This window comes from Paenibacillus sp. TCA20 (assembly GCF_000732325.1).
In the GTDB taxonomy this organism is placed as follows: Bacteria; Bacillota; Bacilli; order Paenibacillales; family Paenibacillaceae; genus Paenibacillus; species Paenibacillus urinalis.
On sequence record NZ_BBIW01000015.1, the window covers coordinates 62,153 to 87,545 of the forward strand.

23 protein-coding genes and 1 pseudogene are annotated in these 25,393 nt (G+C 44.4%); 19 read left to right on the forward strand and 5 right to left on the reverse strand.

Going from position 1 to position 25,393, the window contains the following annotated elements; translation table 11 throughout:
• Positions 1-200: 200 nt before the first annotated feature.
• The 6 genes and pseudogenes from TCA2_RS22350 (at position 201) to TCA2_RS22370 (ending at position 5,345) form a co-directional block, all read left to right on the forward strand.
• Positions 201-1,484 (forward strand): SGNH/GDSL hydrolase family protein, encoded by a 1,284-nt coding sequence (locus TCA2_RS22350; protein WP_047913820.1) that lies wholly within the window; start codon positions 201-203, stop codon positions 1,482-1,484.
• Between the two features lie 55 nt (positions 1,485-1,539).
• Entirely contained in the window at positions 1,540-2,310 is a 771-nt protein-coding gene (locus tag TCA2_RS22355) for an esterase family protein (protein ID WP_081872764.1), read from the forward strand.
• 72 nt (positions 2,311-2,382) lie between these two features.
• Positions 2,383-3,018 carry a glycoside hydrolase family 11 protein gene (locus TCA2_RS22360; RefSeq protein WP_047913822.1) on the forward strand — a complete coding sequence of 212 codons (636 nt, stop codon included), beginning with the start codon at positions 2,383-2,385 and terminating at the stop codon, positions 3,016-3,018.
• A 113-nt stretch (positions 3,019-3,131) separates the two neighbouring features.
• Positions 3,132-3,971, forward strand: a complete 840-nt coding sequence (locus tag TCA2_RS22365; protein ID WP_047913823.1) for an SUMF1/EgtB/PvdO family nonheme iron enzyme — start codon at positions 3,132-3,134, stop codon at positions 3,969-3,971.
• 57 nt (positions 3,972-4,028) lie between these two features.
• Positions 4,029-4,118 (forward strand): annotated as a pseudogene (locus TCA2_RS28100) (beta-glucanase); the annotation flags it as partial.
• 105 nt (positions 4,119-4,223) lie between these two features.
• On the forward strand, positions 4,224-5,345 hold the full coding sequence (locus TCA2_RS22370) for an FAD-binding oxidoreductase (protein WP_047913873.1): 1,122 nt from the start codon (positions 4,224-4,226) through the stop codon (positions 5,343-5,345).
• 81 nt (positions 5,346-5,426) lie between these two features.
• Here TCA2_RS22370 and TCA2_RS22375 read toward each other — a convergent pair whose 3' ends face one another.
• Positions 5,427-6,464: an alpha/beta fold hydrolase gene (locus TCA2_RS22375; protein ID WP_047913824.1), complete on the reverse strand. Its 1,038-nt coding sequence runs from the start codon at positions 6,462-6,464 to the stop codon at positions 5,427-5,429.
• A 142-nt stretch (positions 6,465-6,606) separates the two neighbouring features.
• On the opposite strand from TCA2_RS22375, the gene TCA2_RS22380 reads away from it, so the two are divergent.
• Positions 6,607-7,524 (forward strand): LysR family transcriptional regulator, encoded by a 918-nt coding sequence (locus TCA2_RS22380; protein ID WP_047913825.1) that lies wholly within the window; start codon positions 6,607-6,609, stop codon positions 7,522-7,524.
• Positions 7,525-7,629: 105 nt separating this feature from the next.
• Here the strand turns inward: TCA2_RS22380 and TCA2_RS22385 are convergent, their stop codons facing one another.
• On the reverse strand, positions 7,630-8,862 hold the full coding sequence (locus tag TCA2_RS22385; RefSeq protein WP_047913826.1) for a cytochrome P450: 1,233 nt from the start codon (positions 8,860-8,862) through the stop codon (positions 7,630-7,632).
• A 222-nt stretch (positions 8,863-9,084) separates the two neighbouring features.
• Between TCA2_RS22385 and TCA2_RS22390 the strand changes: the two genes are divergently transcribed.
• Positions 9,085-9,606, forward strand: a complete 522-nt coding sequence (locus TCA2_RS22390) for a PadR family transcriptional regulator (RefSeq protein ID WP_047913827.1) — start codon at positions 9,085-9,087, stop codon at positions 9,604-9,606.
• 59 nt (positions 9,607-9,665) lie between these two features.
• Here the strand turns inward: TCA2_RS22390 and TCA2_RS22395 are convergent, their stop codons facing one another.
• From TCA2_RS22395 to TCA2_RS22405, 3 genes are all read right to left on the reverse strand, one after another.
• Positions 9,666-10,271, reverse strand: a complete 606-nt coding sequence (locus TCA2_RS22395) for a TetR/AcrR family transcriptional regulator (protein WP_047913828.1) — start codon at positions 10,269-10,271, stop codon at positions 9,666-9,668.
• A gap of 16 nt (positions 10,272-10,287) precedes the next feature.
• The gene (locus tag TCA2_RS22400) at positions 10,288-11,193 is read right to left on the reverse strand and encodes a 3-hydroxyacyl-CoA dehydrogenase (RefSeq protein WP_274520947.1); all 906 of its coding nucleotides are present in this window, start codon (positions 11,191-11,193) and stop codon (positions 10,288-10,290) included.
• A gap of 236 nt (positions 11,194-11,429) precedes the next feature.
• Positions 11,430-12,191, reverse strand: a complete 762-nt coding sequence (locus TCA2_RS22405) for a MerR family transcriptional regulator (protein WP_052512272.1) — start codon at positions 12,189-12,191, stop codon at positions 11,430-11,432.
• Positions 12,192-12,282: 91 nt separating this feature from the next.
• Here TCA2_RS22405 and TCA2_RS22410 point away from each other — a divergent pair, with 91 nt between their 5' ends.
• The 11 genes from TCA2_RS22410 (at position 12,283) to TCA2_RS22460 (ending at position 25,313) form a co-directional block, all read left to right on the forward strand.
• Positions 12,283-12,975 (forward strand): CPBP family intramembrane glutamic endopeptidase, encoded by a 693-nt coding sequence (locus TCA2_RS22410; RefSeq protein WP_047913830.1) that lies wholly within the window; start codon positions 12,283-12,285, stop codon positions 12,973-12,975.
• Positions 12,976-13,081: 106 nt separating this feature from the next.
• On the forward strand, positions 13,082-15,886 hold the full coding sequence (locus TCA2_RS22415) for a sugar-binding domain-containing protein (protein ID WP_047913831.1): 2,805 nt from the start codon (positions 13,082-13,084) through the stop codon (positions 15,884-15,886).
• 58 nt (positions 15,887-15,944) lie between these two features.
• Positions 15,945-16,238, forward strand: coding sequence for a helix-turn-helix transcriptional regulator (locus tag TCA2_RS22420; RefSeq protein ID WP_047913832.1), 294 nt, complete (start codon positions 15,945-15,947; stop codon positions 16,236-16,238).
• A 91-nt stretch (positions 16,239-16,329) separates the two neighbouring features.
• The gene (locus TCA2_RS22425) at positions 16,330-17,343 is read left to right on the forward strand and encodes an NADP-dependent oxidoreductase (RefSeq protein ID WP_047913833.1); all 1,014 of its coding nucleotides are present in this window, start codon (positions 16,330-16,332) and stop codon (positions 17,341-17,343) included.
• A 321-nt stretch (positions 17,344-17,664) separates the two neighbouring features.
• Complete coding sequence (locus TCA2_RS22430; RefSeq protein ID WP_047913834.1) at positions 17,665-19,116, forward strand: amino acid ABC transporter substrate-binding protein/permease; 1,452 nt, start codon at positions 17,665-17,667, stop codon at positions 19,114-19,116.
• Positions 19,109-19,837 carry an amino acid ABC transporter ATP-binding protein gene (locus tag TCA2_RS22435; RefSeq protein ID WP_047913835.1) on the forward strand — a complete coding sequence of 243 codons (729 nt, stop codon included), beginning with the start codon at positions 19,109-19,111 and terminating at the stop codon, positions 19,835-19,837. The genes TCA2_RS22430 and TCA2_RS22435 overlap by 8 nt, the downstream gene beginning before the upstream one ends.
• 224 nt (positions 19,838-20,061) lie before the next feature.
• Positions 20,062-21,246 carry a DHHA1 domain-containing protein gene (locus TCA2_RS22440; RefSeq protein WP_047913874.1) on the forward strand — a complete coding sequence of 395 codons (1,185 nt, stop codon included), beginning with the start codon at positions 20,062-20,064 and terminating at the stop codon, positions 21,244-21,246.
• A 64-nt stretch (positions 21,247-21,310) separates the two neighbouring features.
• The gene (locus tag TCA2_RS22445) at positions 21,311-22,198 is read left to right on the forward strand and encodes a YwqG family protein (protein WP_047913836.1); all 888 of its coding nucleotides are present in this window, start codon (positions 21,311-21,313) and stop codon (positions 22,196-22,198) included.
• Positions 22,199-22,380: 182 nt separating this feature from the next.
• Positions 22,381-23,187 (forward strand): diaminopimelate epimerase, encoded by an 807-nt coding sequence (locus tag TCA2_RS22450; RefSeq protein WP_338000050.1) that lies wholly within the window; start codon positions 22,381-22,383, stop codon positions 23,185-23,187.
• Positions 23,180-23,989: a ribosomal RNA methyltransferase FmrO domain protein gene (locus TCA2_RS22455; RefSeq protein ID WP_047913838.1), complete on the forward strand. Its 810-nt coding sequence runs from the start codon at positions 23,180-23,182 to the stop codon at positions 23,987-23,989. Before TCA2_RS22450 ends, TCA2_RS22455 begins: the two co-directional genes overlap by 8 nt.
• Before the next feature lie 16 nt (positions 23,990-24,005).
• Positions 24,006-25,313, forward strand: a complete 1,308-nt coding sequence (locus TCA2_RS22460) for an opine metallophore biosynthesis dehydrogenase (RefSeq protein WP_047913839.1) — start codon at positions 24,006-24,008, stop codon at positions 25,311-25,313.
• The last annotated feature ends 80 nt before the right edge of the window (positions 25,314-25,393 follow it).

Sequence of the window (25,393 nt, forward strand, 5' to 3'; positions counted from 1 at the left end):
ATGTTTTATTTCCAATATTTTCTTATTTGAATGGAGATGATAAATTTGAACAAGTCCTATATTCTGTCGGGTAGCTGATAAAGAATGTAGGCGATACACTCGTAGAGAAGGAGCCTCAAGTCTACCGTTAAGTACAGGTTTCCTTCAATGTGTTGTACTTGGAGTGTAAACTCTAGCTGAAAGGATGGTGGTGATGTAACATGCTTGGCAATACAGGAGATGTAGATGAAAACCTAGAGTTAACTGCACCGCGCGATCCTGTGGGAGTGGATGAATCCTCTTTCAAGACGGACATTGATTACGATTCCCCGGCATATCTGGAACTGATTGCCCGATCTCTGCTGAACAAGGGTAACAATGTCAGATTAAAACGAGCCATCGAAAAGGCCAGACAAGGCGTTCCTGTCGTTATTGCTTACATCGGTGGATCCATTACTCAAGGAGCTGGTGCTTCACCCATTCATCTCCAAAGTTATGCCTATCGCTCTTATGAACGATTCAAGCTGATGTTCGCTCCTTCAGATGGAAATTCAATTCAGCTAGTTAAAGCGGGTGTTGGTGGAACGCCTTCAGAACTTGGTGTCGTACGTTATGAGCAGGATGTGCTCCGAGACGGTACGATTCAGCCGGACATCGTGATCATTGAATTTGCCGTAAATGATGCGGATGATGAGACTCGGGGTAACTGTTACGAAAGTTTGGTTTTGAAAGCGCTTGCTAATGGTCATCACCCTGCGGTAATTCTGATGTTTAGTGTTTTTCAGAATGATTGGAACCTTCAGGACCGACTTGCTCCGATAGGCTGGCATTATAATCTGCCTATGGTGAGCATGAAAGATGCTCTTGTAGAGCAATTCGGAAAGACAAAAGGTGAGGGCAACATCGTATCTAAACTGCAATATTTTCATGATATTTACCATCCTACCAATGCAGGACATCGGATCATGGCCGATGCACTGGCTTATCTGTTCCAAGTGACGGATCTATCCGAACCGGATCAGGAAGAGCCGGACCTCAGAAAGACACCACTTATCGGGAACGATTATGTCAATGTAAAACTGTTAGATCGAAAGAACGGGAATCAACTTGCCCGGATCGACACAGGCAGGTTTCGGCACATCGATACGGATCTGCAGATGAGCGAGATGGATGATCATGAATACAGAACGCCGCTTTTCCCGAATAACTGGATGCACGTTCCCGACAAGACAATAAGCCAAAGCTGCTTTAAGCTGTGTCTGCGATGCAAACGACTTATTCTGATCTTCAAAGACTCCTGCAGCGAGCAATTCGGAACTGCTATTATCAGGGTGGATGGCAAATTCGTCAAAAAAGCGGATCCACTCCAAGTGAACTGGACACATTGCCATGCCATGCTCCTCTTCGATGAGAAGCAGGCGAAAGAGCATACGATTGAAATTGAAATGATGGAGGGGCATGAGGATAGACTGTTCACTATACTCGGTTTTGGATATGTCGATTAAGGGACATGCATTCAGCCAATGGGATTATGAAAGGCGTGAAGGGAGTTTATTGTACATGTTAACTTCATCAGCACCGGCGGGTTTTGACCAATACCGCGATAATATACCACGCGGAGTGATCGAGACAGCCCAGTATAACTCCACAACGGTCGGCAATGTACGTAAAGCGATGGTGTATACACCACCAGGCTATACCACGGATCTCACATACCCTGTCCTATACCTGTTGCACGGAATTGGCGGAGATGAAGGGGAGTGGTACAACCATGGAGCTCCGCAGATTATTCTAGATAATCTATACAATGACAATCTTCTTGTACCCATGATTGTTGTCCTTCCGAATGGCCGTGCTATGCCTAATGACCGCGCCGAAGGGGACCTATTTGAACCTGAGAAGATAAGCGCGTTTGAACGATTTGAGCTTGACCTTATTGATGACCTTATACCCTACATTGAGTCGAACTATTCCGCAAGCACAGATAGGAATAACCGGGCGATTGCCGGATTGTCTATGGGCGGAGGTCAGTCTCTGAATATTGGACTCAGCCACCTGGACCTTTTCGCTTGGGTAGGTGCCTTTTCCCCAGCTCCGAACACCAAGACGCCGAGTCTTCTCGTACCTAATCCAGCGGAAGCATCATCGCTGCTAAACTTGCTATGGTTGTCTTGCGGATATCAAGACAATCTTATACAGATTAGTATTGACTTACATCAATACTTGGAGCAGCAAGGTGTGACACACATTTGGTATGAAGAGAGCGGAGGCCATGACTGGCCCGTGTGGAAGAACGATTTGTATCTATTCTCACAACACTTGTTCAAATAACCAGAGAGTAGGAAGATCACGGTATTACTGGACTACAAACCAATCTATTAAAATATCAGGAGGTCGTTTACCATGTTCAAATTCAGTAAAAAATTGTTGACGGTTGTTCTTGCCGCTTCTATGAGTTTTGGAGTATTTGCCGCAACTTCAAGTGCTGCGACGGATTACTGGCAGAATTGGACAGATGGTGGAGGAACCGTTAATGCTGTGAATGGGTCTGGTGGTAACTACAGTGTAAACTGGCAGAACACCGGCAATTTCGTTGTGGGTAAAGGTTGGACATACGGTACACCTAATAGGGTAGTTAACTATAATGCCGGCGTATTTGCTCCTTCAGGTAATGGATATTTGACCTTTTATGGTTGGACCAGAAATTCACTAATCGAGTACTACGTGGTAGACAACTGGGGAACCTATCGTCCTACTGGAACATACAAAGGCACAGTGAACAGTGATGGCGGAACGTATGACATCTACACGACTATGAGATATAATGCACCTTCCATTGACGGTACTCAAACCTTCCCTCAGTACTGGAGCGTAAGACAAACCAAGCGGCCTATTGGTGTAAATTCCACGATCACATTCAGTAATCATGTTAATGCATGGGCGAGCAAAGGTATGCACTTAGGCAATAGCTGGTCCTATCAGGTTATGGCTACTGAGGGATATCAGAGCAGCGGTAGCTCTAACGTGACAGTCTGGTAACAAGATCAAATGAAGTGAAGCACTTGTAATATGGATATATATTGATATTCATAAAGCAAAACAGGTCCATGGACCTGTTTTGCTTTCAATGTAGTTTTAAAGGAGACTATGGAATGAGAAAGCTGATCCTGTGCTTATTTATTGTGGCAGCCGCTGGCTTGAGCGCTTGTTCAACGAATGAATCTGATGTAAGCGATGATTTAGTATACGTAGAAGGTGGAACGTTTAAGAGCAGCAAGTCTACTTTTAGTGATTCAGACATCACGATTTCCGATTTTTATATTGGAAAATATGAAGTAACTCAGAAGGAATGGATGGAGATTATGGGAGAGAATCCGTCCGGATTCAAAGGAGAAGATCTGCCGGTTGAAACGGTAAGCTGGTACGATGCCGTGGAATACTGCAATCAGCGTAGTCTTAAGGAGAATTTGAAACCTTACTACAACATTGATAAGAGTACTATAGATAAGAAGAATAAGAATGAGAACGATCATTTGAAATGGACGGTTACCATAAACGAAGATGCTAACGGGTATCGCCTGCCGACTGAGGCTGAGTGGGAATACGCTGCAAGTGGAGGCCAGAAAAGTCAGAATTATGCCTATAGTGGAAGCAATAACCCAGATGAAGTGGCATGGTACTGGATAAATGCAGGGGATAACATATTAACTGGTGATTGGAGCTGGCCCGCCATCGAGAACAATCGAAATCAAACGAAGAAAGCCGGGTCCCTGAAAGCCAATGAGTTAGGGATTTATGATATGTCCGGTAATGTGCGAGAATGGTGCTGGGATTGGTACAGCCACCCCGACAGCCCGGAGAATTCTTGGCGTGTAGTAAAGGGCGGCGGCTGGATCGGCGGGGTTAACAATAATGAGATCTCGTTTCCCGGAAAATTTGATGCGAATGGTTTTGGTCCTGATCAGGGCTTCCGAGTGGTTCGAGGAAAATGATCGGCTCATTTACAACAGAAGGACTTACTATACAGGGTATACGTTCTAGATTTGATTGGCAGCATGAAACATACGGCTACGACCAATATTCCCAGTCGTAATCCGCTGCACGCTGAGTACGACTGGGTAAAATATACGATTAACTAGTATTTCACGAAGAAGCAGTTGATGATGAACTGCTTCTTTATGTGTTTATACTATTATGCAGTATTCGTTATAATGGAGTCATTGGTTGAAGAAAGGAATGTAAGCATGAAGAAAGTCATCGTAGTAGGAGCAGGTATACTCGGAGCATCAACAGCTTATCATTTAGCGAAGCTTGGTGCAGAGGTCTTGGTTATAGATCGTAAGGATGAAGGTCAGGCCACCGATGCTGCGGCGGGAATTATATGCCCATGGTTATCACAGAGGCGTAATCGGGCATGGTACCAGCTCGCGAAGGGCGGAGCTCGTTATTACCCGGAACTAATCGACAGATTAGAGAAAGAGGGCGAAACAGAAACGGGTTATGCCGGAGTCGGTGTCCTTAGCATTCATACGGATGTGGAGAAGATCGGTAAAATGGAGGAGCGGGCACAGAAGCGAAAGCTGGACGCACCTGAAATCGGCGAAATTATGCAGAAAAGCACGGTTGAGACCCATCAGCTCTTCCCACTGCTAGCAGAAGGGTACCATGCTGTATACGTTAGCGGAGGAGCCAGAGTAGATGGCCGGGCACTGCGTGATGCGCTTCTTCGGTCGGCGGTGCGTAACGGAGCCAAGCTTATTCATGGAGATGCCGTTCTGGAGTATACATCAAACCAGGTAACGGGGGTATCTGTTGGTCAAGAACGTTATTCTGCTGATGAAGTCATTGTGTGTGCTGGCGCCTGGGCCAATTCCTTGTTCGCACCCTTAGGCATTCATTTTAAAGTAACCTACCAGAAAGCACAAATTATGCATCTTCAGGTTGCTGATTATGAAAATACCGGGGACTGGCCTGTCGTTATGCCGCCAACGGATCAATATCTGCTGTCATTTGATGAGCAAAAAATATTCATCGGTGCGACACATGAGAACGATATCGAAGGCTATGATACCAGAGTGACAGCTGGAGGAATGCAGGAAATTCTGAACAAAGGGCTGGAGCTCGCTCCTGGCTTGGAGAACAGTACTTTTCAAGAGGTCCGAGTGGGGTTCCGTCCATTTACACCAGGATTCCTGCCTGTCATAGGTGCAGTTCCAGGATGGGAAGGGCTTATGACGGCGAATGGACTAGGTGCCTCTGGACTTACAATGGGGCCCTATATCGGGAACCAGCTTGCTAAGCTGGCACTTGGAATGGAGCTCGACATCGACCTGGAGAATTATGATGTTCGTATGGCGATGGAATAGAACTAGACAAAGAGAAGCCTACGTTTCTCCCAAGGTATAGGGAGGGGAAGTAGGCTTTACTTTACTTTACTTTACTTTATTTTAATTTCTTGCAGTTCTTAATCTGTTCGGATGAAGCGACAACAAGTGTCTTAGATTGTCATCAATAAATTTGCTATCGGCACTGTTGATTCCGCGACCGGCAAAGTGGCCCCAGATCGATTCAATAGGATGAAGCACAGCATTTGGTATAAGCTTAGCCTCGTATTCATTTTCGTCTGAAGTACAAAATAGATCCGTACTCCCTGGCATAATGCAGGCTTGTGCTTTTATGTTCTGTAATGCCTTATCAAAATCTCCTTTATAGACAGGATTAGCACTAATATCTGCATTTTGGCCTGTCCATAGCATGGCAAGGACATTGTGCGGATCCATCTTCATAAAGCTGTCATCCCAAACGCCAGCCACAAAATCCTCTAGTGCGTCAAATCCCATATCACGATAAAGTCCTTCTCTGTAATAGGTTTGGGATAGCCCCCATCCCGCATAAACTCGGCCAACGCTGCGCATATGTGCAGAGGTCAATTGGTTTACTTTACTTGAATCGAAGTCAATAGCAGCCATAAGTGCAGCCTTCATTCCGTCAAGGACCACATACGCTTGCGGCCAAGTCCTTGCAGCTCCACAGAAAGGTGCAATTCGTTCCACCATGTCGGGGTAACTTGCCGCCCATTGAAATGATTGGATACCGCCCATCGACCATCCAACGACGAGTGCTATCTTTTCAATGCCGAATTTTTCAGTGACCAGCCGATGTTGGAAATTCACGTTGTCATAGATCGTAACTTGTGGAAAATGTCCCCGGTCGAAAGGCGGAGCTGTGTTGCTCGGAGACGAAGACAGTCCGTTTCCCAGCAGATTTGGAATGATAATGAAATATTTCTGTGGATCCAGTGCCATGCCGTTTCCAATTAACCATTCATTCTGAACATGCTGGTCGCCAAACGCTGTTGGATAGACGATCACATTATCCTTCTTTTCGTTCAATACTCCATACGTCTTATAAGCAAGAAATGCGTTTGGTAAAGTCACTCCTGATTGCAAATTAACGTCACCCAGATCAAAAACCTCGTAATCCATTGATTTACTGCTCCCTTCATCTTGAACCCTTAAATTACAAATGCATTTGTTGTTGTTAGTATAGTGCTATGGTAATCTCAATAAAAGTGAACAGAATTCATAGCTATATTCAATAATATTGAAAGTGAATGGGGGTTGCAGAATGGAATTGCGACAACTGAATACGTTTCGCACGGTTGCTTCAACTTTAAATTTCAGTCGGGCTGCAGAGGCTCTGAATTATGTCCCTTCCAACGTCACGATGCAGATCAAAGCATTGGAGGAGGAGCTTGGTGTTCGTTTATTTGACCGATTGGGCAAACAACTCGTACTTACCACAGCGGGGAAGCGATTCCTAAGCCATGTTCATACCATTTTAGAAGAATTGGATGAAGCTCGAAGTGCCGTTCATGAAAATGATAATTTATTAAGCGGGACCCTGACGATCAGTGCCAACGAAGTATTGTGTGCCTATCGGCTTCCCACCGTATTTCAGCAGTTTCGTTCGCGGTATCCGGGAATCCGGCTTATTTTCCGCTCTGTTCCGAATCAGGTGCTCAAGCAAACGCTCTTCGAGGGAACTGCAGATGTGGTGTTTATGCTGGATGAAGCCATTCTCTCGACGGGACTTACAGTGGAACCGCTGCTAGAAGAAACGTTCCGTTTTTTCGTTGCTCCTGACCATCCGCTGGCCGAAAGAAGTATACTACAGCTGGAAGATTTTCACGGAGAAGTGTTTCTGGTCAACGAAAAAGGCTGTACCTATCGAACCATGTTTGACCGTTCGTTTGAGAAAAAGGGGATTGATGATATTACCTATTTGGAGTTTCAAAATGCGGAAGCGATTAAACAATGTGCTATAGCGAGAATCGGCATTGCCTTTCTTCCTGAAATAACAGTGGAAGCCGAGGTTGAACGAGGTGAGCTCATTGCACTTCCATGGGAAATCCCGGACCTGCACGTATACACACATATGGTATGGCATAAAGACAAGTGGCTCTCACCCATCATATTATCTTTCATAGAAACAGCAAGGGAAGTGATGGCTGTAGAGGAGGGAAATTCAAAGGTTACTTCGTAAATTCTACATTTGTACAGCTTGAACGGCTGCTTATGGTGAAATTACAAATAGGAGAGCTGCATAAATAGTATACAGCTCTCCATTTTCAATTGGATTTTAGTTAGCTTATTTTCTGTAAACTCGTACCGGCAGTGAAGAGAGCATTTTTCCTGCAGCAGATGGCGTCAGGTTCTCTTCCAGGTTAAAGCCTGGAACCGGCTCGATTCTTGCAAACTTATCCATGAACATGCTGATTCCTGTAATAGCTTCCAGCCTAGCGAGAGGTGCACCTAGACAGAAGTGAGGACCGTTTCCGAAGGTCAAGTGCTGCTTGTTATTCTGTCTATGAATATTTAACGTAAACGGATCTTCGAATACTTCACCATCCATATTCGCTGCACTCATCCAGGCAACCACGACGTCCCCTTTCTTCAGGTCAACACCAAGCAAGTTATTATCCACTTTGACCGTACGGTCCATCTTCGCTACATTAAAACGATAGCGCAGCATTTCCTCCACCGTATTCGGAAGCAGCTCACGGTTTGTACGAACCTCATTATATATTTCCTGATTGTCATATAAGAAGGAGTAGAACGTATTGGCCAGCAAGTGGCTTGTCGTTTCAATGCCTGCTCCCAGAATGAACATCGTTGTTCTAACAATATCATCATCGGATAACTGGTCTCCATCCACTTCTGCCCGGATCAAATCCGATATGATATCATCCGACAGATTGGATCTTTTTTGGACAATATAAGGGTAGAGATAGGAATAGTATTCAACAGCGGCTTTGCGTTTACGCTCATTCACCGTTTCTTGGTTCTCCTTGGGCATAGGAAGGAACAAGTCATATACCCATTGCTGAAATAACATTCGGTCTTTGGTAGGGACGCCTAATAGATCCGCAATAACTATCGTAGGCAGGGCACTGGCAAACTCGTCGACAATATCAATGACGGGCTTGTCCTCCATGGAGTCAATCAACTCGCTTACGATTTCCTGGATTCGAAGCTCCCATAGCTTCAAGCTGCGTGGGGTAAATGCAGCAGCTAGCAGGGAGCGGCTCTTTCGGTGTTCGGGAGGATCTGTCATCAGGTTAAATTTCCCGGCGTGCTTACCTTCGTCGACATCAGCGCCAACGCTGATGGTCGTACGTGTTCTGACGTTAGAGAAATGCTCATAATCACTCAGCACACGTTTTACATCGTTATAGCGGAATACATTCCATGTGTTCGTTGCCTCATTATAGCTGACAGGATCGTTCTGAAGCTTGTCCTTATACCAGGCATAAGGGCTGAATTCCTCTGACGACGATTTGAATTCGGTAATTTCCTCCAAGGATATAATTTCATTGTTCACGATCAATCCCTCCACTCATTTGTGAGAATATGGTGTTGAATAAGCTTTAACTATGTTAGTTTAACATATATGAAAATGCACAGACACATTCGAATGACCCATGACCATCAGCCCGATCCGAGGTTTTTTGTCGAATATAGATTGAAGATAAAGCTAAGAATTTGGTAAGCTTACAATATCGTAGAAAAACGAAGGAACTACACCATATAAGGAGTTTACATTATGTACATAGAGCTGCTTATACTCATCCAGATCGAAGAATCTCCTAAACATGGTTACGAAATCAAGAAGGAAATCCAGAAGGATCTAGGATATTTGACGGATGTGAACAACAACATGCTGTATCCCGCATTACGTAAGTTTACGGAGGAAGGCCTGGTCACGAAGCGAATGAATGAGCATAGCGGGGGGCCAACACAGTATATATATGAGATTACGGAGAATGGAAGGAGACGAATAACGGACCTGGTCAATGTATTTACAGAGAGAGATGCGAAGCATCAATCCGAATTCTTGATCCGTGTGTCTCTGTTTCGGTATATTTCACCGGATAACCGGCTGCGCATATTAAATATGAGAATGAAGGACCTCGAACAGCTCTTATTCGATTTGGAGCAAAGACAGGAGCAGCATAACATTGATCGTTACCGGGATGAAGTGCTTCGACTATCTATATTTAAGCTAAAGGCTGAGCAGGACTGGATCCATAAATTAATGGAAAAAGTGGCTCGAGAAAAAGAGTAGAATAAACGTTCAAATTTTCTGTGGTAAATGAGTTTGGAGAACATGCAAAAGGCACGCATCTACTGCGTGCCTTTATAATTTCGTATGCCCTTGAGAATATAACCAATGGCTTGTTCTGCCGCTTCTTCTGGCGAGTAATTCTTCTCTATTGGATTAAGAAAAGGATTGCTTAACGAGAAGATTAAAGTTCCCATCACAAAATTAATGGTCATCTCTAATGACTCATACTCAATAACTCCTTGCTCCTTGCAAGCCGTCAGAATCTGTCGAAGCTCGTCCCACGAGGGAAGAAATACATCCGTCATCAGCTCCAGCCTCGGACTCATAAGGAAGAGCTCCTGCTGAAGGATGGTAATCAGCTCGTGCTCCTCGTATCTGAATAAGACAAAGGATCTGCAAAAATCAATCAGGGCATCTAACGGTTTCGACAAGTCGTACAGATGATTCTGAGTCGTCACCCTGATGGGATCAAATAAGGCGAAGAACACCTTCTCCTTACCGCCAAAATGATAAGACACAAGAGCGAGCGAAACACCGGCTTCTTCACAGATTTGCCTGACCGTTGTCGCTTCATACCCTTGTGATGAGAACAGCTTCTTGGCTGCTTTCAGTATTTGATCTTTTACATGTTTGTTTTTTTCCTGGTCGTCCTTCGCAGGGCTCATAGGTCAATATACTCCTTTAGCTGTTAAGGAAATCAGGATGCTCATAGCTGGGATTAGGATACTTGTAGAAGCCTTCTCCCGTTGCAACGCCAAGCTTACCCTTATCAATATAATCGGTCTTCAGCAGCTCTGCAACTTTCTCCAAATTCGGATTCCCTGTAGCCTTCGCTTTCGCAAGAACGATGTTATAGGCTGTAGTTAGACCAACCACGTCAAGAATCGCAAAAGGTCCCTTCGGTGCGCCTGTACCGACCATCCAGGTTTTGTCAATCGTTTCCGGATCGGCAATCTCTTTAACCAAGAGAAGCTCGGCTGCATCTAACAATGGCACTAGCAGGGAGTTGAGAATATAGCCAGGCTGCTCCTTGTGCAGTGTAAGGGCCACCATACCAATGGCGCGAGCAAACGCAATTACATCCTCGAACACCTTCTCATCGGTACCTGGATGCTTCATAATCTCCGCTGTGTTGTTCTTCCAGATCTCATTAGCGAAGTGGAGGGCAAGAAATTGAGCTGGACGACCCGTAGCTTCGGCAAACTGACTTGGCAGCAGAGTAGAAGAATTGGATGCAAAAATGGTATGTGCAGGTGCGACTTCTCCGAGCTTCTTGTAGAAATCCGTCTTAATCGGCACAATCTCTGGAATGGCTTCAATAACCAGATCCGCGCTTGAAACGGCTGCACGGAGGTTCGAGTTGAAAGACATGCGCTCGTAAGCAGCATCTACCTCCTGCTGAGTTGCACCCATATCCTCCTGATACCGCGCTTTAAGCTTCGAGATCCGATCCTTCGCTTTATCCAAGGCTTCATCATTGATGTCATATACGGTGACTTGAAATCCATGAAATGCGGTCTGGTAAGCGATTTGACTTCCCAAGACACCGCTGCCTGCTACGGTAATATTTGTGTAGTTCATCTGTATCTCTCCTTCTAAGTTAAAATTGAAATGTATATCATTTGAACGATTGTTTTGAACAAACGTTCAAAAAATGGTATACCTCTAAGCTACTCCTCTGTTCACAATTTGTCAACATTATTAGTTCATTCTTGTGATGTACCTGACTGAAAAACAAATACAAAAAAGTCCGAAGGTAAATATAATTTACCCTGGACCTCGTAATTATAGTATGGCAGTACTTTATATATTTGCGTTAGACTCTAAATTATGATTTGTTTCATAATAAATAAGGGCCTGCTCCATAAAAACAAGAATCTCCTCTCTAATCGGATACAGATTGAGATCTGACGAAGCTTCCTCAAACGTCTTGCATTCCAGAACTTGTCGGCAAGCTCCTTATTGCCTTGAAACATTTCATTAGATAGCAGCAGAGTATCCTCGGCAATAATTTGAGCGTCACGTGAGCTTGGAGATTTATTCTCCTCCAGACAAATTTCAATTCGTTTAATCAAGTTAATCCATTTTGTTAATTGAACAGGGTCGTTCTCCATTTTTGGTAATTGATTAGTAAGGACGATTTGTTCATCCTCAGTGAACCACGCTTCCATGACCTTTTTCTTTCTTCTTTTTCGTTCTTCAGCTTCATCATCATTTGACAGTAGTGGCAGGAGCAGATCCCATTTTATCTCGGTTTGGAGCTTCGTCATGTTAATCAGTGTATTGGTGTGATCGAGCGAGCCCTCTAGTCGAGTTAACTCATATTCAAGGTGGTTCTTGTGAACACGGAGCGTTTTTTCGATGGACAGCTGATTTGTTAGTTTCTTGATATCTTCGAGTGACATGGAAGCGGACTTAAGCAGTAATATTTTTTCAAGCAGCAATAAGTTATCTGGCGTATAATGACGCTTGCCGTTTTCGTCTTTGAATGAAGGCTGCACCAGCTCGATCTGATCATAATAACGCAGGGTTCGTAGAGAGACATTCAGCTTTTTCGATACCATTCCTGTAGTTAAAAAATTCATTATGTAATTCCTCCTAAAAAAAGCTTGCAGGTTACGTAACGTCACCGTTTAATCTGAATTTATCACACAATGCGTTCTAGGAGGAAGAAATATGAAGAAACAAATCTTTGCATCGATGGAGTGGTCATTCAAGGAGCTCGGATTATTACTCCTGCTTGTCCTTGGTATTGTTCCGGTCACGATTGAGTATTTACTGCAAGACTTTCTGTATGAATGGCTTCAAAACAGCTTATATTCGGGTACTTTAACCGGTCTGATCATGGCCATCATTTTTATCGCAGGCGTGTATTTCATTGCGCTTAAGCCGCATGGGTTAAGGTGGGCAGACGTTGGATTACAAGCTTTTTCTAAATCGTATTGGGGATTCATCATAATCTGGCTGATCGCATTAATTGCATCCAGCATTCTCATATTGATCCTGATGGATCTATTGCACATAGGTACAGAGAATAGTAAAACAGAAAGTCTGCAGCAAAATATAAGCCTGCTCACAATCATGATCGGATTTGTCTCAGCGGCGATTATATCACCTGTGTATGAAGAGATTTTTTATCGCGGATTTCTATATAAGTGGTTCCGGGTTAAATGGGGTGTTGGCGCCGGAATATTTTTAAGTTCCTTTATCTTTACGATTGTCCATATACCAACTTACAACACCTTGCCCGTCAATTTTGTATCGGGAGTCATATGTGCATGGTGCTATGAGAAGACAGGATCGATTGTGCCAGGAATGATTGTGCATGGAGGGTTTAATGGGCTGGCTGTTATCCTAACCGCACTCTGAACTGAATGATAATTTCGGATATTAAAGGTATTAAAATGAAGCGTTATCATGATAGAATGGCATGTATTACATAGAAACTGAAGTGTTGGAGAGGGGAATGAATACAATGCTGCACAGAATGAATCTAGAAGGGGCCTGGCGTCTGCAGCTGGATGAGCAGAAGCAGGGTCTACAGCTGCCATTTGTAGATAGCATCACACTACCGAATACGACATCCCATGCAAAGAAGGGGAAGAAAAATACAGAGGTCAAAGTCGGTGCGTTAACCGATGAATATGCTTTTGAAGGCCATGCTTGGTTTGCTAAAGAAGTGGAAGTTCCGGAGAATCTTCAGGACAAGCCTTGCTTCCTGTACTTGGAGCGTACACGTGTCACCACAGTATGGGTAGATGGAGAAGAGATTGGGACACAGAACAGTCTAAACACTCCGCACGTACATGATCTAACAGGAGCACTGAGTGAAGGGAAGCATACCATTACGATCCGTGTAGACAATACGAATTATCCGACCAAGGGAGGGCATATGACTTCCGAGGATACACAGACCAATTGGAACGGAATCACGGGTCGAGTAGAGCTGCAGTTCTTCAGCCATCGTTATATAGAGAACATTCAAGCTTATACCGATCCGGTGAAAAAGACAGTTGCGCTGACAGCCCGTCTTGTCGGCAGCTGGGATGCCGTTAAGCTCCATATCTCGGCAAGACATTCTAATACAGATGTTAAACATACGGTGAAGGAGCAAGTATTCCAGTTAAGCTCGAATAATGTATCGGTTACTTATGAAATGGGTGAAGATGCCTTGCTGTGGAGCGATTTGAAGCCTAATTTATATGAGCTGAACATTGAATTGAAAGCGGTTAGCGGCGATGTCTTGGATTCACATCAAGTCTTGATTGGACTTCGCGAATTCACAGCAGCTGGAGATAAGTTTGCGATCAACGGGAAGAACACATTTTTACGCGGCAAACATGACGGCTTGATTTTTCCACTAACGGGATATGCTCCAACGGATGTGGAAGAATGGCTCAGAATTATGAAGATTTCCAAATCTTATGGTATTAATCATTATCGCTTTCATACCTGCTGTCCGCCGGAAGCCGCATTTATCGCAGCAGATATGTTAGGGATCTATATGGAGCCGGAGCTTCCGTTCTGGGGAACCATAACCGATGAGACGCATGAACAGCATAATCAAGCAGAGCAGGATTATCTAATAAGTGAAGGCTACGCGATGCTTCGTGCGTTTGGTAATCATCCCTCATTTGTGATGATGTCGCTCGGAAATGAGCTATGGGGGAGCAAGGAGAAATTAAATGAAATTTTGAAGCAGTATAAGGACTTCGATTCGCGGCATTTGTATACTGAAGGCTCGAACAATTTTCAATTTGTACCTGTTATTCTGGAGGAAGAGGACTTCTACTGTGGAGTGCGCTTCTCGAAGGATCGTCTGTTCCGAGGCTCCTATGCGATGTGTGACGCACCACTTGGCCATGTTCAAACCGATCTTCCAGGCACAATGAAGGATTACGATGAACAGATTGTCCCTTCTGCTAAGACAGAAATTGAAGAGCAATCAGCGGATATAAAGTCGATTCAGATTCAATATGGAACTGAGATGCGTACTGTGCAGGCAGAAACAGCGGAGGATCAGTTAATTCCTCATATTCCCGTTATCTCTCATGAGATTGGGCAATATGCGACATACCCGAATTTTAAGGAAATGGAGAAATATACAGGATCACTGAAGGCCAAAAATTTCGAGGTGTTTAAGGATCGGCTTGAAGCGAAGGGGCTGGGACATCTGGCCGAGGCTTACTTCGAGAACTCCGGAAAACTAGCTGCAGCATGTTATAAGGAAGAGCTGGAGGCAGCATTTCGGACCAAACGACTTGCTGGATTCCAGCTGCTGGATTTGCAGGACTTCAGTGGACAAGGAACGGCGCTAGTCGGTATGCTGGATGCATTCATGGATTCCAAAGGACTGATCACACCAGAAGAGTGGAGAACCTTCTGTTCGGATGCTGTCCTGCTGGCTCGATTTGAACGATATAATTATGAGGCAGGAGCGATATTTGCAGCCCAAGTTGAACTCAGCTATTACCGGACAGATTCTATCGAGAATAAAGTGTTAAAATGGGAATTGTTAAGTAAGGGGACGTCTCTTGCCGAAGGCGAATTAATGATCCCTGCGGGTCCGGATTCGAATCATATACAGATAGGTACGATTCAGATCCAATTGCCAGAGGTTGAAGTGATGACACAGGTCGAGCTGAAGCTGACGATCGAGGGAACTGATATTTACAAGAATTATGATCTTTGGATATATCCGATGCACACAGAACTGGACTGGGCAGGAGTTCATAAATTCCGCGAGCTGAATGATGAGGTCCGTGCACTGTTAGAGCAGGGTGAAGATGTGTTGCTGCTGCCGAATCCGGCTTCCTTGCCTCATTCCATAGAAGGAACCTATAGTACGGATTTTTGGTGTTATCCGATGTTTCGATCTATATCAGAAAGCATGAATAAGCCGACACCGGTGGGAACGATGGGACTGTATATCAATAAAGAGCATCCGGTGTTTGCACATTTCCCTACGGAGTCACATTCTACCTATCCATGGTGGAGCATTGTCATGAACTCCAGGTCTATCATAATGGACGATATGGAGCCGAAGCTACAGCCGATTGTTCAAACCATTGACAATTTCGAGCGTAATCATAAGCTCGGCTTGTTATTTGAGGCTCGCGTGTTCAAGGGTCGAGTGTTAGTTGGAACCTTTGACGATGAGAGAATAAAGGATACACCAGAAGGAAGGCAGTTCATCCATAGCGTTCTTAGATATCTGCACAGTGATGCATTTGAACCAACGGTTCAGCTTGAATGGAATGAGCTCGCGAAACTGCTGTAAATATTTCGAATGGTCAGTTTCATTGACAGAAATATCGTTTAATGAGTAAGATAGTTCTATGACTATCAAACTATTGAATATCGATGATGAGAAGAGAGCGCGAATCTTCAAGGCACTATCGGAGAAGAAACGTATCGAGATTGTCCGTTACCTAATGGAACGTCCGCAAGCCAATAGCTGTGGTGAGATTGGAAGGACGCTGGGCATGGACAAATCGAATGTTACTTATCATCTGAAAATTATGAATGATGCTGAGCTGATTCATGTCGTTAGAGAAGGACAGAATAAGAAGATTCATTTAGTAAAGGATATGTTTAATGCAGCAGTACCTGGTTTCTTGGATAGCCTCTGAGGCAGAAGAGAAACCTTTGTTTTGCGCAAATAGTTTGAAGGTTTTAAAACTTTATATCCCTATAATACTTACGAAATGAGTGATATTTATTATGATGAACCGAAAGATCTTGCTCCATTCACGGCCCCAAGGCATGCCAACGGAAGATACTTTTAAATTTGAAGAAGCACCGATTCAAGAGCCTGGTGAAGGTCAAGTGTTGGTTAAATCGATTTATTTATCCGTGGACCCATATATGCGCGGCAGAATGAATGATTCCAAGTCTTATGTTCCTCCCTATCCGCTAGGTGAAGTGATTACTGGAGGTGTCGTTGGAGAAGTCATCGAATCTCGATCTGATCGCTTCAGTAAAGGTGACAAAGTATTGGGTATGCTTGGATGGCAGCTGTATAACGTAGCGGATGCGGACAAGCTGCAGCAGGTTGATGAGAACATCGCGCCATTATCCGCCTATCTTAGTGTTATTGGCATGACAGGTTTGACGGCCTATTTTGGACTTATGGACATCGGACGTCCCAAGGAAGGGGAGACAGTTGTCGTCTCAGGCGCAGCCGGCGCGGTCGGCTCCATTGTCGGACAAATTGCCAAAATCCAGGGAGCGCATGTCGTAGGTATTGCAGGATCAGACGAGAAGTCAGATTGGCTTACGAAGGAGCTTGGATTCGACGCAGCTATTAACTACAAGACGACGGCCAATATGAAGGAAGCTCTTGAAAAAGCCTGCCCGAGAGGTGTCGATATTTACTTCGACAATGTGGGTGGTGACATCTCCGATGCGGTTATGACCCAATTGAATGATTATGCACGTATCCCGCTCTGCGGCGCGATCTCATCCTATAATCAAGAAGAGGGCAGTGATGTCGGTCCTCGGATTCTGACGAAATTGATTAAGACACGGTCTATGATTAAAGGCTTTGTGCTTGGCGATTACGCAGACCGCTTACCCGAAGGTGCGAAGATGCTGGGACAATGGTTAGCGGAAGGGAAGCTTAAATATGAAGAAACAATATATGAAGGCTTTGATCGTGTTCCTGAAGCGTTCCTGGAGCTGTTCCAAGGTACAAACATCGGTAAAATGCTGGTTAAAGTAGAACCAACGGAATAATAAGATCGAAAAATTCTAGTCATCTTCACGATGGTAAGAAATCTGTGGAGATGGCTATTTTTGTGCTGTTTGATGTACTTAAGCGGAAATATTGCACGTTGTTAGCAGAAATGTTGACTGGATAATGAAATCCTCGTTATGTCGAATTGTATCGAATACACAAGAGAGACGAATAATAACTGTACAAAAATTCATCGAATGATTATTTTCATGCGGCAAATAAAAATGTATAATAATCGTTACGTCTGTTAAAAAGGAGTACGAGCTCCTTCCGTAAATCAGGTGTAACTATGAAAAAGAAGACCGTCAAGAGGAGGACATATGAAAACAACAAAGGTCTCATTTTTTATTCTGTCGCTGGTGCTGCTTCTAGTAACCGGCTTGTCCGGATGGGCGGGAGGTGCTACAGCACAGTCGAATTCCGGAAAAACCTATGTAATTGGAACAGACATAACATTCGCACCGTTTGAATTTCAAGATATCAACGGTGATTTTGTCGGTATCGACATAGATCTGTTAGATGCAATTGCGAAGGATCAGAATTTTCAGTACGAAATTAAACCGCTAGGGTTTAATGCGGCAGTACAAGCGCTGGAGTCGAATCAAGTCGACGGCGTTATTGCCGGTATGAGTATTACAGACGAAAGAAAACAGAAATTTGATTTTTCAGAGTCTTATTTTGAATCCGGGGTTGTTATGGGTGTCGGTGCTAATAACGATACCATTCAGAGCTATGAAGACCTGGAAGGTCATAAAGTAGCCGTCAAGACGGGTACTGAAGGATACAGCTTCGCTGAGTCTATTTCGGAACAGTACGGATTCACCATTGTGCCATTTGATGATTCCTCACAAATGTATGATGATGTGAAGACGGGCAATTCAGTGGCTACTTTTGAAGACTATCCGGTCCTGGCTTACGGAGTAACTCAAAATAATGGACTGAAGATCGTAACGGATAAGGAAGAAGGCGGTTCCTACGGATTTGCGGTTAGCAAAGGGCAGAACCAAGAGCTGCTGCAAAAGTTTAACGCTGGACTCACAAACCTTAAAGCGAGCGGAGAGTATGATCAGATTCTCGAGAAGTATTTGGGAGACGGTGAAGGGGTACCTGCTCCAACCATAAGTCGCGGCGAACTGATGTTACAGTCGATTCCACCGCTATTGAAGGGTCTTGGACAAACACTGATTTATACGATAGTATCCTTGTTCTTTGCCTTTATTCTGGGTTTGATCTTCGGACTTATGAAGGTTGGACAAAACAAGGTCCTGCGCTTCATCGCAACTGTGTTCGTTGATTTATTCCGTGGTATACCACTTATCGTACTCGCATTCTTTATTTACTTTGGTATTCCACAGGCGTTTGGCTTTACGATGCCGCTGTACCTGGCTGCCATTCTGACACTCAGCTTGAATGCAGGTGCTTATGTAACAGAAATCATCCGCGGCGGGATTCAATCCATTGATCAAGGTCAGATGGAAGCGGCGCGTTCGCTTGGACTGCCTTATCGCACATCGATGATGAAGATTGTCATTCCACAGGCGATCCGTGTGATGATTCCTTCATTTATTAACCAGCTGGTTATTACACTTAAGGATACGTCGATCCTATCTGCGATCGGACTGGTCGAGCTGACTCAATCCGGTAAGATTATTATCGCGAGAACGTTCGCATCCTTTGATATCTGGCTGATGGTTGCTATCATGTATCTGATTGTCATCACTATTCTAACTAAAATTGCTAGCTCGCTGGAGGTGAAACGTAGTCGTGGGTAAAGTTCGTGTTGAAGGCTTGAAGAAGAGCTATGGCTCAAATGAAGTACTTAAGAACATTGATATGTCTGTCAACGAGGGTGAAGTGGTGTGCGTCATTGGTCCTTCCGGATCCGGAAAGAGTACGCTCTTACGCTGCATCAACAAGCTCGAAGAAATTACGGCTGGACATGTTATTGTGGATGATCAGGATCTAAGTGATCCCAAAACAGACATAAACAAAGCTCGAGAAAACATTGGGATGGTGTTCCAGCACTTTAATCTGTTTCCGCATTTTAATGTATTGAAGAACATCATGTTTGCTCCGATGGAGCTCGGTAAAATGAATGAGCAGCAAGCACGTGAGACGGCTACGCGGTTACTGCAGCGTGTCGGTCTATCCGATAAAGCCGGTGCTTATCCTTCCGAATTATCGGGTGGTCAGAAGCAGCGTGTAGCGATTGCCCGTGCACTCGCGATGAATCCGGATGTCATGCTGTTTGATGAACCGACTTCGGCGCTTGACCCTGAGATGGTGGGTGAAGTACTTGGCGTTATGAAGGACCTTGCGCGTGAAGGCATGACGATGATGATCGTGACGCATGAGATGGGATTCGCACGTGAGGTTGCGGACCGGGTCATCTTCATGGATGGCGGTTATATTATTGAAGAGGGTACACCAGAGGAAGTATTCGGTAAACCGAAGCATGAGCGTACGATCAGCTTCCTGCAGAAAGTGCTCTAATTCATCATTAAACAATAACAAGAACCTTCGAGGCTTGGCGGCAGTGCCGCAGGAACTCGGAGGTTCTTTTATATTATCAGCGTATAATCTGGATCACGAATACCTTAATAAGAGGAAGCCGTGTATAATAAAACAAGCATGCTTGGACAGTGTAACTGTTCACAGCTGCCGAAGTGTAACACGTCTGAGGAACATACCACAGAGTGAAGAAAGGACTATTCATCATGACAAAGAAGCTTTACTACGACTCCGCTTATATGACCCAATGGGAGACCCGGATTATAGATGCATGGCAGCAAGACGACAGCTGTTACGTTCAGCTCGAAGAAACGGCTTTTTATCCTCATGGGGGAGGACAGCCTTGTGACATCGGGACGATTCAAGGGATTCCGGTACTGGATGTTACTGCCGATGGAGATCAGATCGTACATAAGGTTCAATCTTTGCCTGAATCGAGTGAGGTCAGCTGCAGGATTGATTGGGACGTCCGGTTCGATCATATGCAGCAGCACAGCGCACAGCATCTGCTGTCTGCTGTCTGCCTTGAGCTCTATAAATGCCCGACACTCAGCTTCCATCTGGGAGTTGATTACTGCACAATTGATGTCGAATCAGCTGAGCTGAGCAGAGACCAAATAAATGCGGTGGAACAGGAAGCGAACCGCCATATATATTTGAATCATCCGATTCTTAGCTATTGGGTGACCGAAGAAGAAGCTGCTGGAATCAAGCTGGTCAAGCAGCCTACTGTGAAGGAGAACATCCGCATCGTGGAGATGAAGGATGTGGAATACAATGCCTGCGGAGGCACCCATGTATCCTCGACCGGTGAGATCGGAATAATCAAGCTGCTCAAGACTGAGAAGCAGAAAGGGAATACCCGAATTTATTTTACAGCCGGCTATCGAGCACTGAAGGAATTTAACTTGTATGGGCAGATCATCAGCACGTTATCCTCTCGATTCAAAGCGGGTAAGGAAGAGCTAGTAGAACGGCTAATGAATTTGGAGAAAGAACAAAAACAGCTTCAAACGGAACTGGCTGCACTTAGAGCTCAAAATGATGAGTATCTTGCGCATCAAATGATTAGTGATGCCACTGAGGTTTTGATCAGTCATACCTTCGAGGACAAGACACTTAAGGATCTGCAAGGGTTAGCAAATAAATTAACCTCAATTACGAGCAAACCGGTACTGCTTGCCACAGCTGCCGAGAATAAAGTGGTTCTTTCTCAGAATAAAGAAGCTGCTCCGTCTTGCGGGAAGTTTTTTAAGGAGCATTTGGCTGAATTTAAGGGGAAAGGCGGAGGCAGCGATGTAATGGCTCAGGCGGGCTTTGATAGCTGGGAAGATGCTGCTGCATTTTTTGAATTTACATCTCAATATCTAATAGATCAGAAAGAGCTCTGAGGCTGTATCCACATTCTATTTCCCTTATATTAGGTTCACAAGAATGTACTAAGGAGGAGAAAATATGAGTCTTCAACAAGGTGCTCGACAAAAGCTGGAACAATTGATCGAAGAGTATGATTTCACTCATGCGGCTGAATATGTAATTGAACATACACGGCAAGGGGTAAGGTTGAAGAAGTCGAAGAAAGAGGATTATACTCATCCTTGCGTGTCAAGAGTTGGCGGAGATCCTGATCTGCCGTCATCTATTGTCTGGCCTCAGGCAAGCAGTGGTACGCCTATGACATTTCTTGCCCAGCTGAATTTGGATGAGATACATAAGAATGATGAATCATTCTTGCTGCCATCTAGCGGCATGCTCTATTTTTTTGTAGGTATTGATGAACCTGCCTTCAACATTGAACACCAAGTATTATTTGTGCAGAGGGATGAACTAGATGGGGCGGCAAGACGTAAATCTCCCAATATAACTACTTTGGAAGGGAAGTTTACTGGCTATCAGCTGGAAGCCAGATCTTCACTTGAGCCTCCAAATTATGCATACGTGGATTATGATGTGATAGAGGACGAGGAACACGATTATGGAGAGTATGAGGACCTGAGTTTCGCGATTAGAGACAGACATCGTGAAGATGTTGTTCAAATATTTGGTTATCCAGAGGGACAGCATGATGATGCAGAATATGAAGCAGCCTTAATGCTGTTGACCGGTGAGCAGTACAAATACAGTACCGAAGAAGCGCTCAAGAGGATCTCTGAGAAGCTTGCAGGCGGGGAGACGGCAGCTATGCAAGAAATTCAGGATACGCTTATGCTGCTTGAGATCGATTCTGATGATGATATCGGATTTTTATGGTGGGATGCAGGAGTATTACAATTCTTTATTCGTAAGGAAGATTTACTCTCTGGCCGGTTTGATCGAACCTATTGTTCTCTATATTCCAGCTGAAGCATACGAGGGGCCGCGATTCTGCGGCTCCTTTTCTTTTTTTAATTTCTGGATGAAATTGACTTGGACAAAAAAGAATTGACAGTATTTAGTGTTAATCATATAATCAACACAACCCAAAGTTAATCGTAATATTTACAATTAAAGAGAGGGAAGTGTGGATGCGGCAGGAGATCGAATTTGTGAAATGTAATCCGACACAGAATATGACCGTACTTGTTCAAACGGATCATGGAAATCGGAACTATGAGTCCATTGCCACTCAGATTATGTCCTATGATAGTATTCATGCGGAGCAGGTAGGATTCATTGAACAGCCGACAGGCAGTGCTGCGGCATATTTACATATGGCTGGAGGTGAATTTTGCGGAAATGCATGCATGTCTCTGGCCGCCTATATCGTATCCAAGAAGGGTATCGGACGTTATGAGGAAGACAAGATTACTATTGAGTCCTCTGGGACTGATCAATTAATTGACTGTCTGGTTGTGAGTCATGGTGATCACTATACCTGTGAGCTGAATATGCCTGTACCGTATGAGATCGAACCGAAGATGATACATATGGAAGGACATGATTATCCCTGTTTCTTATTACGTTACGAGGAATCCATTCATCTCATTATGGAAATAGACGAGATCTCCGAAAGTATTCGAAATTCGGCTCAAATGACAGCACAACTCATGGGACTGGCTGGTCATCATAAGCTTATAGGCATTCTGTTGTATGAACCAGAAAATTATAGGATGACACCGCTCATTCATGTTCCCAAGCTTGGCAGCATGATATGGGAAAGAGGCTGTGGCTCGGGTACGGCATCCATAGGAGCTTATCTGGCATGGAGAAACAATACAAATGTCGATATAGAAGTCATTCAGCCCGGCGGACTTATAAAGGTTCATGCTACATATAACAATCGATTGACGAGCGTTAATATTAAGGGCAATGTCGAAATTGTGGCTGAAGGGAGAGCTTATATCGATGGCTAGGACGATTACAATCGATTCACACGATTTTACCCACAGCTTAGAAGCATTCCTGAAACGGTTTGAAGCAATGTCTCACCAATATAATTCGACGACTCACCATTCACATGACCTAGAGTTATTGACCGATGAATATGCGGCATTCATTACGAACCAGGCAAACCGAAATTTATGGGATGAGCTGGCGTCCGAAGAATTGGGGGCTGAGCTGGTATGGAACCTTAGAAGAGAATCGGCCTTTTGTGTCGCAATCATGGAGAAATACCGGGCACTGAAGCTGCTTAGCGGCTCTTCGGATCAGTCTGATTATTTCAAAAATATTGAATCCTGCATCGAGCAGGAATTTGGAAGTTTTCAAGTGTCCTCCGATTCCAAGGTGTTATTAGTTGGTTCCGGTTCGTTCCCGATGACGCCTCTGCTCATTGCCAAGAGAACAGGTGCGCGGGTTGTAGGCGTAGATATTGATGCTGAAGCGATTCATTTAGGTCGTTCTGTCCTCAACGTTCTTGGACCGGAGTATGATATCTGTCTTACACAGACACCACCAGAGAAGCTTGAAGGGATAAACGAATTTACCCATATCATCTTCAGTTCTACGGTAGAAGACAAATTCAATATCATGGATCGATTGCATGCACTGACGAGTGACCAAGTGGTGGTGGCGATGAGGTATGGCAATGGACTGAAGTCCTTGTTTAACTTCCCTCTCCAGGAAGTGGACACGTTAAAGTGGAGACTTGAGGAGCACGTACTGCGCCACGATCAGGTATTTGATATTGCTCTGTATAAGAAGAACAACTCTTAGGAGTTAGGGAGGTTGTATGAGCGATTTTAATCGAGTTCTAATCTGCGGTACAGGTCCGGTATCGATTCAAATGGCCGTATTTATGAAGAAGCAGTGGAACAGCCGCATCGGAATTGCAGGCAGGATCTCTGCGCGATCAGAGCATTTTTATAATGCCTTAAGCAGTTACCATCAATTCGTTCGGGCCGATGTTCAAAATGAACTGCATCAAGTGATGGAAGGCGAGATTAAGGTTGATGAGTTGTTCCAGAGCTATGAAACAGTAACCGGTATGTGGGATACGATTGTACTAACCGTGACGGCCGATGCATATGGACAAGTGCTTCAGAGGCTGGACGCGGAGCTCCTTCGACATGTAAGCTGCATCCTGCTTATGTCACCGACACTGGGGTCAGGCAGCCTGGTTCAGAGTTATATGACAGCCATGAATCCAGCAGCTGAGATGATCAGCTTCTCAACCTATCTGGGGGACACACGATGGGTAGATTCAACTCCGTCCAATCAAGTACTGACCACGGCAGTGAAGAAGAAGCTGTATGTCGGATCTACGATTCCTGCTTCTGATCGTGTGAGCAGCTTATGCGAGCATTTTGCGAGGTCTGGCGTCCAGCTTAAGCGAATGGAATCACCAATCGCCGCGGAGAGCAGAAACATATCCTTGTATGTGCACCCTCCATTATTCATGAATAATTTTTCATTACATCGAATCTTTGGGAAATCGGATATACCGGCTTACGTATATAAGCTGTTTCCTGAAGGACCTATTACATCCACTTTGATTCAAGAGATGCTGTCCCAATGGAAAGAGATCATGAATATATTGTCCTCTCTCCAGGTGGAACCGCTTAATCTGCTTAAGTTTATGATTGATGACAATTACCCGATTAGATCAGAGAGTCTGGCCCGCGAGGATATTGAGCATTTTCTTGAGCTGGATGACATCCATCAGCAATATTTGCTGTATATCAGGTACACTTGTCTGCTCATTGATCCCTTCTCCAAGCCGGATAAGGATGGCAAATACTTCGATTTCTCCGCTGTTCCCATTAGAAAGACATTCATCAACAAACAGGGGCAATGGGATATTCCGAGAATGCCGAAGGAGGATTACTATCGCCTCAAAATCATTCAGGGAATTGCCAGGCATACAAACAATGCTTCGCCAACCATTGACCGGTTTGTTGAGAGGTATGAGAACACGATTCAAGAGATTGCCCTACAGCACCCGGAGAGAATATTGTCCAATGCTTTTGAAGTACAAACCTTCGCAGAGGATCTGAAGCAAATTTGCAGCTCCTTAAGTGCAGTAATCCTAAGATCATAGGATAGCAATAGGCAATATGGTTTTAACTCAATAACCGCTGTAGTATCGTCCTTAAGCATGCTTCGTATACTGAACAATTT

Excerpts from the sequence above, each read along its gene's own strand:
- TCA2_RS22350 (WP_047913820.1), top strand. The coding sequence starts at position 201 with ATGCTTGGCAATACAGGAGATGTAGATGAAAACCTAGAGTTAACTGCA.
- TCA2_RS22355 (WP_081872764.1), top strand. The coding sequence starts at position 1,540 with ATGTTAACTTCATCAGCACCGGCGGGTTTTGACCAATACCGCGATAAT.
- TCA2_RS22360 (WP_047913822.1), top strand. The coding sequence starts at position 2,383 with ATGTTCAAATTCAGTAAAAAATTGTTGACGGTTGTTCTTGCCGCTTCT.
- TCA2_RS22365 (WP_047913823.1), top strand. The coding sequence starts at position 3,132 with ATGAGAAAGCTGATCCTGTGCTTATTTATTGTGGCAGCCGCTGGCTTG.
- TCA2_RS22370 (WP_047913873.1), top strand. The coding sequence starts at position 4,224 with ATGAAGAAAGTCATCGTAGTAGGAGCAGGTATACTCGGAGCATCAACA.
- TCA2_RS22375 (WP_047913824.1), bottom strand. The coding sequence starts at position 6,464 with ATGGATTACGAGGTTTTTGATCTGGGTGACGTTAATTTGCAATCAGGA.
- TCA2_RS22380 (WP_047913825.1), top strand. The coding sequence starts at position 6,607 with ATGGAATTGCGACAACTGAATACGTTTCGCACGGTTGCTTCAACTTTA.
- TCA2_RS22390 (WP_047913827.1), top strand. The coding sequence starts at position 9,085 with ATGTACATAGAGCTGCTTATACTCATCCAGATCGAAGAATCTCCTAAA.
- TCA2_RS22395 (WP_047913828.1), bottom strand. The coding sequence starts at position 10,271 with ATGAGCCCTGCGAAGGACGACCAGGAAAAAAACAAACATGTAAAAGAT.
- TCA2_RS22405 (WP_052512272.1), bottom strand. The coding sequence starts at position 12,191 with ATGAATTTTTTAACTACAGGAATGGTATCGAAAAAGCTGAATGTCTCT.
- TCA2_RS22410 (WP_047913830.1), top strand. The coding sequence starts at position 12,283 with ATGAAGAAACAAATCTTTGCATCGATGGAGTGGTCATTCAAGGAGCTC.
- TCA2_RS22415 (WP_047913831.1), top strand. The coding sequence starts at position 13,082 with ATGCTGCACAGAATGAATCTAGAAGGGGCCTGGCGTCTGCAGCTGGAT.
- TCA2_RS22420 (WP_047913832.1), top strand. The coding sequence starts at position 15,945 with ATGACTATCAAACTATTGAATATCGATGATGAGAAGAGAGCGCGAATC.
- TCA2_RS22425 (WP_047913833.1), top strand. The coding sequence starts at position 16,330 with ATGATGAACCGAAAGATCTTGCTCCATTCACGGCCCCAAGGCATGCCA.
- TCA2_RS22430 (WP_047913834.1), top strand. The coding sequence starts at position 17,665 with ATGAAAACAACAAAGGTCTCATTTTTTATTCTGTCGCTGGTGCTGCTT.
- TCA2_RS22440 (WP_047913874.1), top strand. The coding sequence starts at position 20,062 with ATGACAAAGAAGCTTTACTACGACTCCGCTTATATGACCCAATGGGAG.
- TCA2_RS22445 (WP_047913836.1), top strand. The coding sequence starts at position 21,311 with ATGAGTCTTCAACAAGGTGCTCGACAAAAGCTGGAACAATTGATCGAA.
- TCA2_RS22455 (WP_047913838.1), top strand. The coding sequence starts at position 23,180 with ATGGCTAGGACGATTACAATCGATTCACACGATTTTACCCACAGCTTA.
- TCA2_RS22460 (WP_047913839.1), top strand. The coding sequence starts at position 24,006 with ATGAGCGATTTTAATCGAGTTCTAATCTGCGGTACAGGTCCGGTATCG.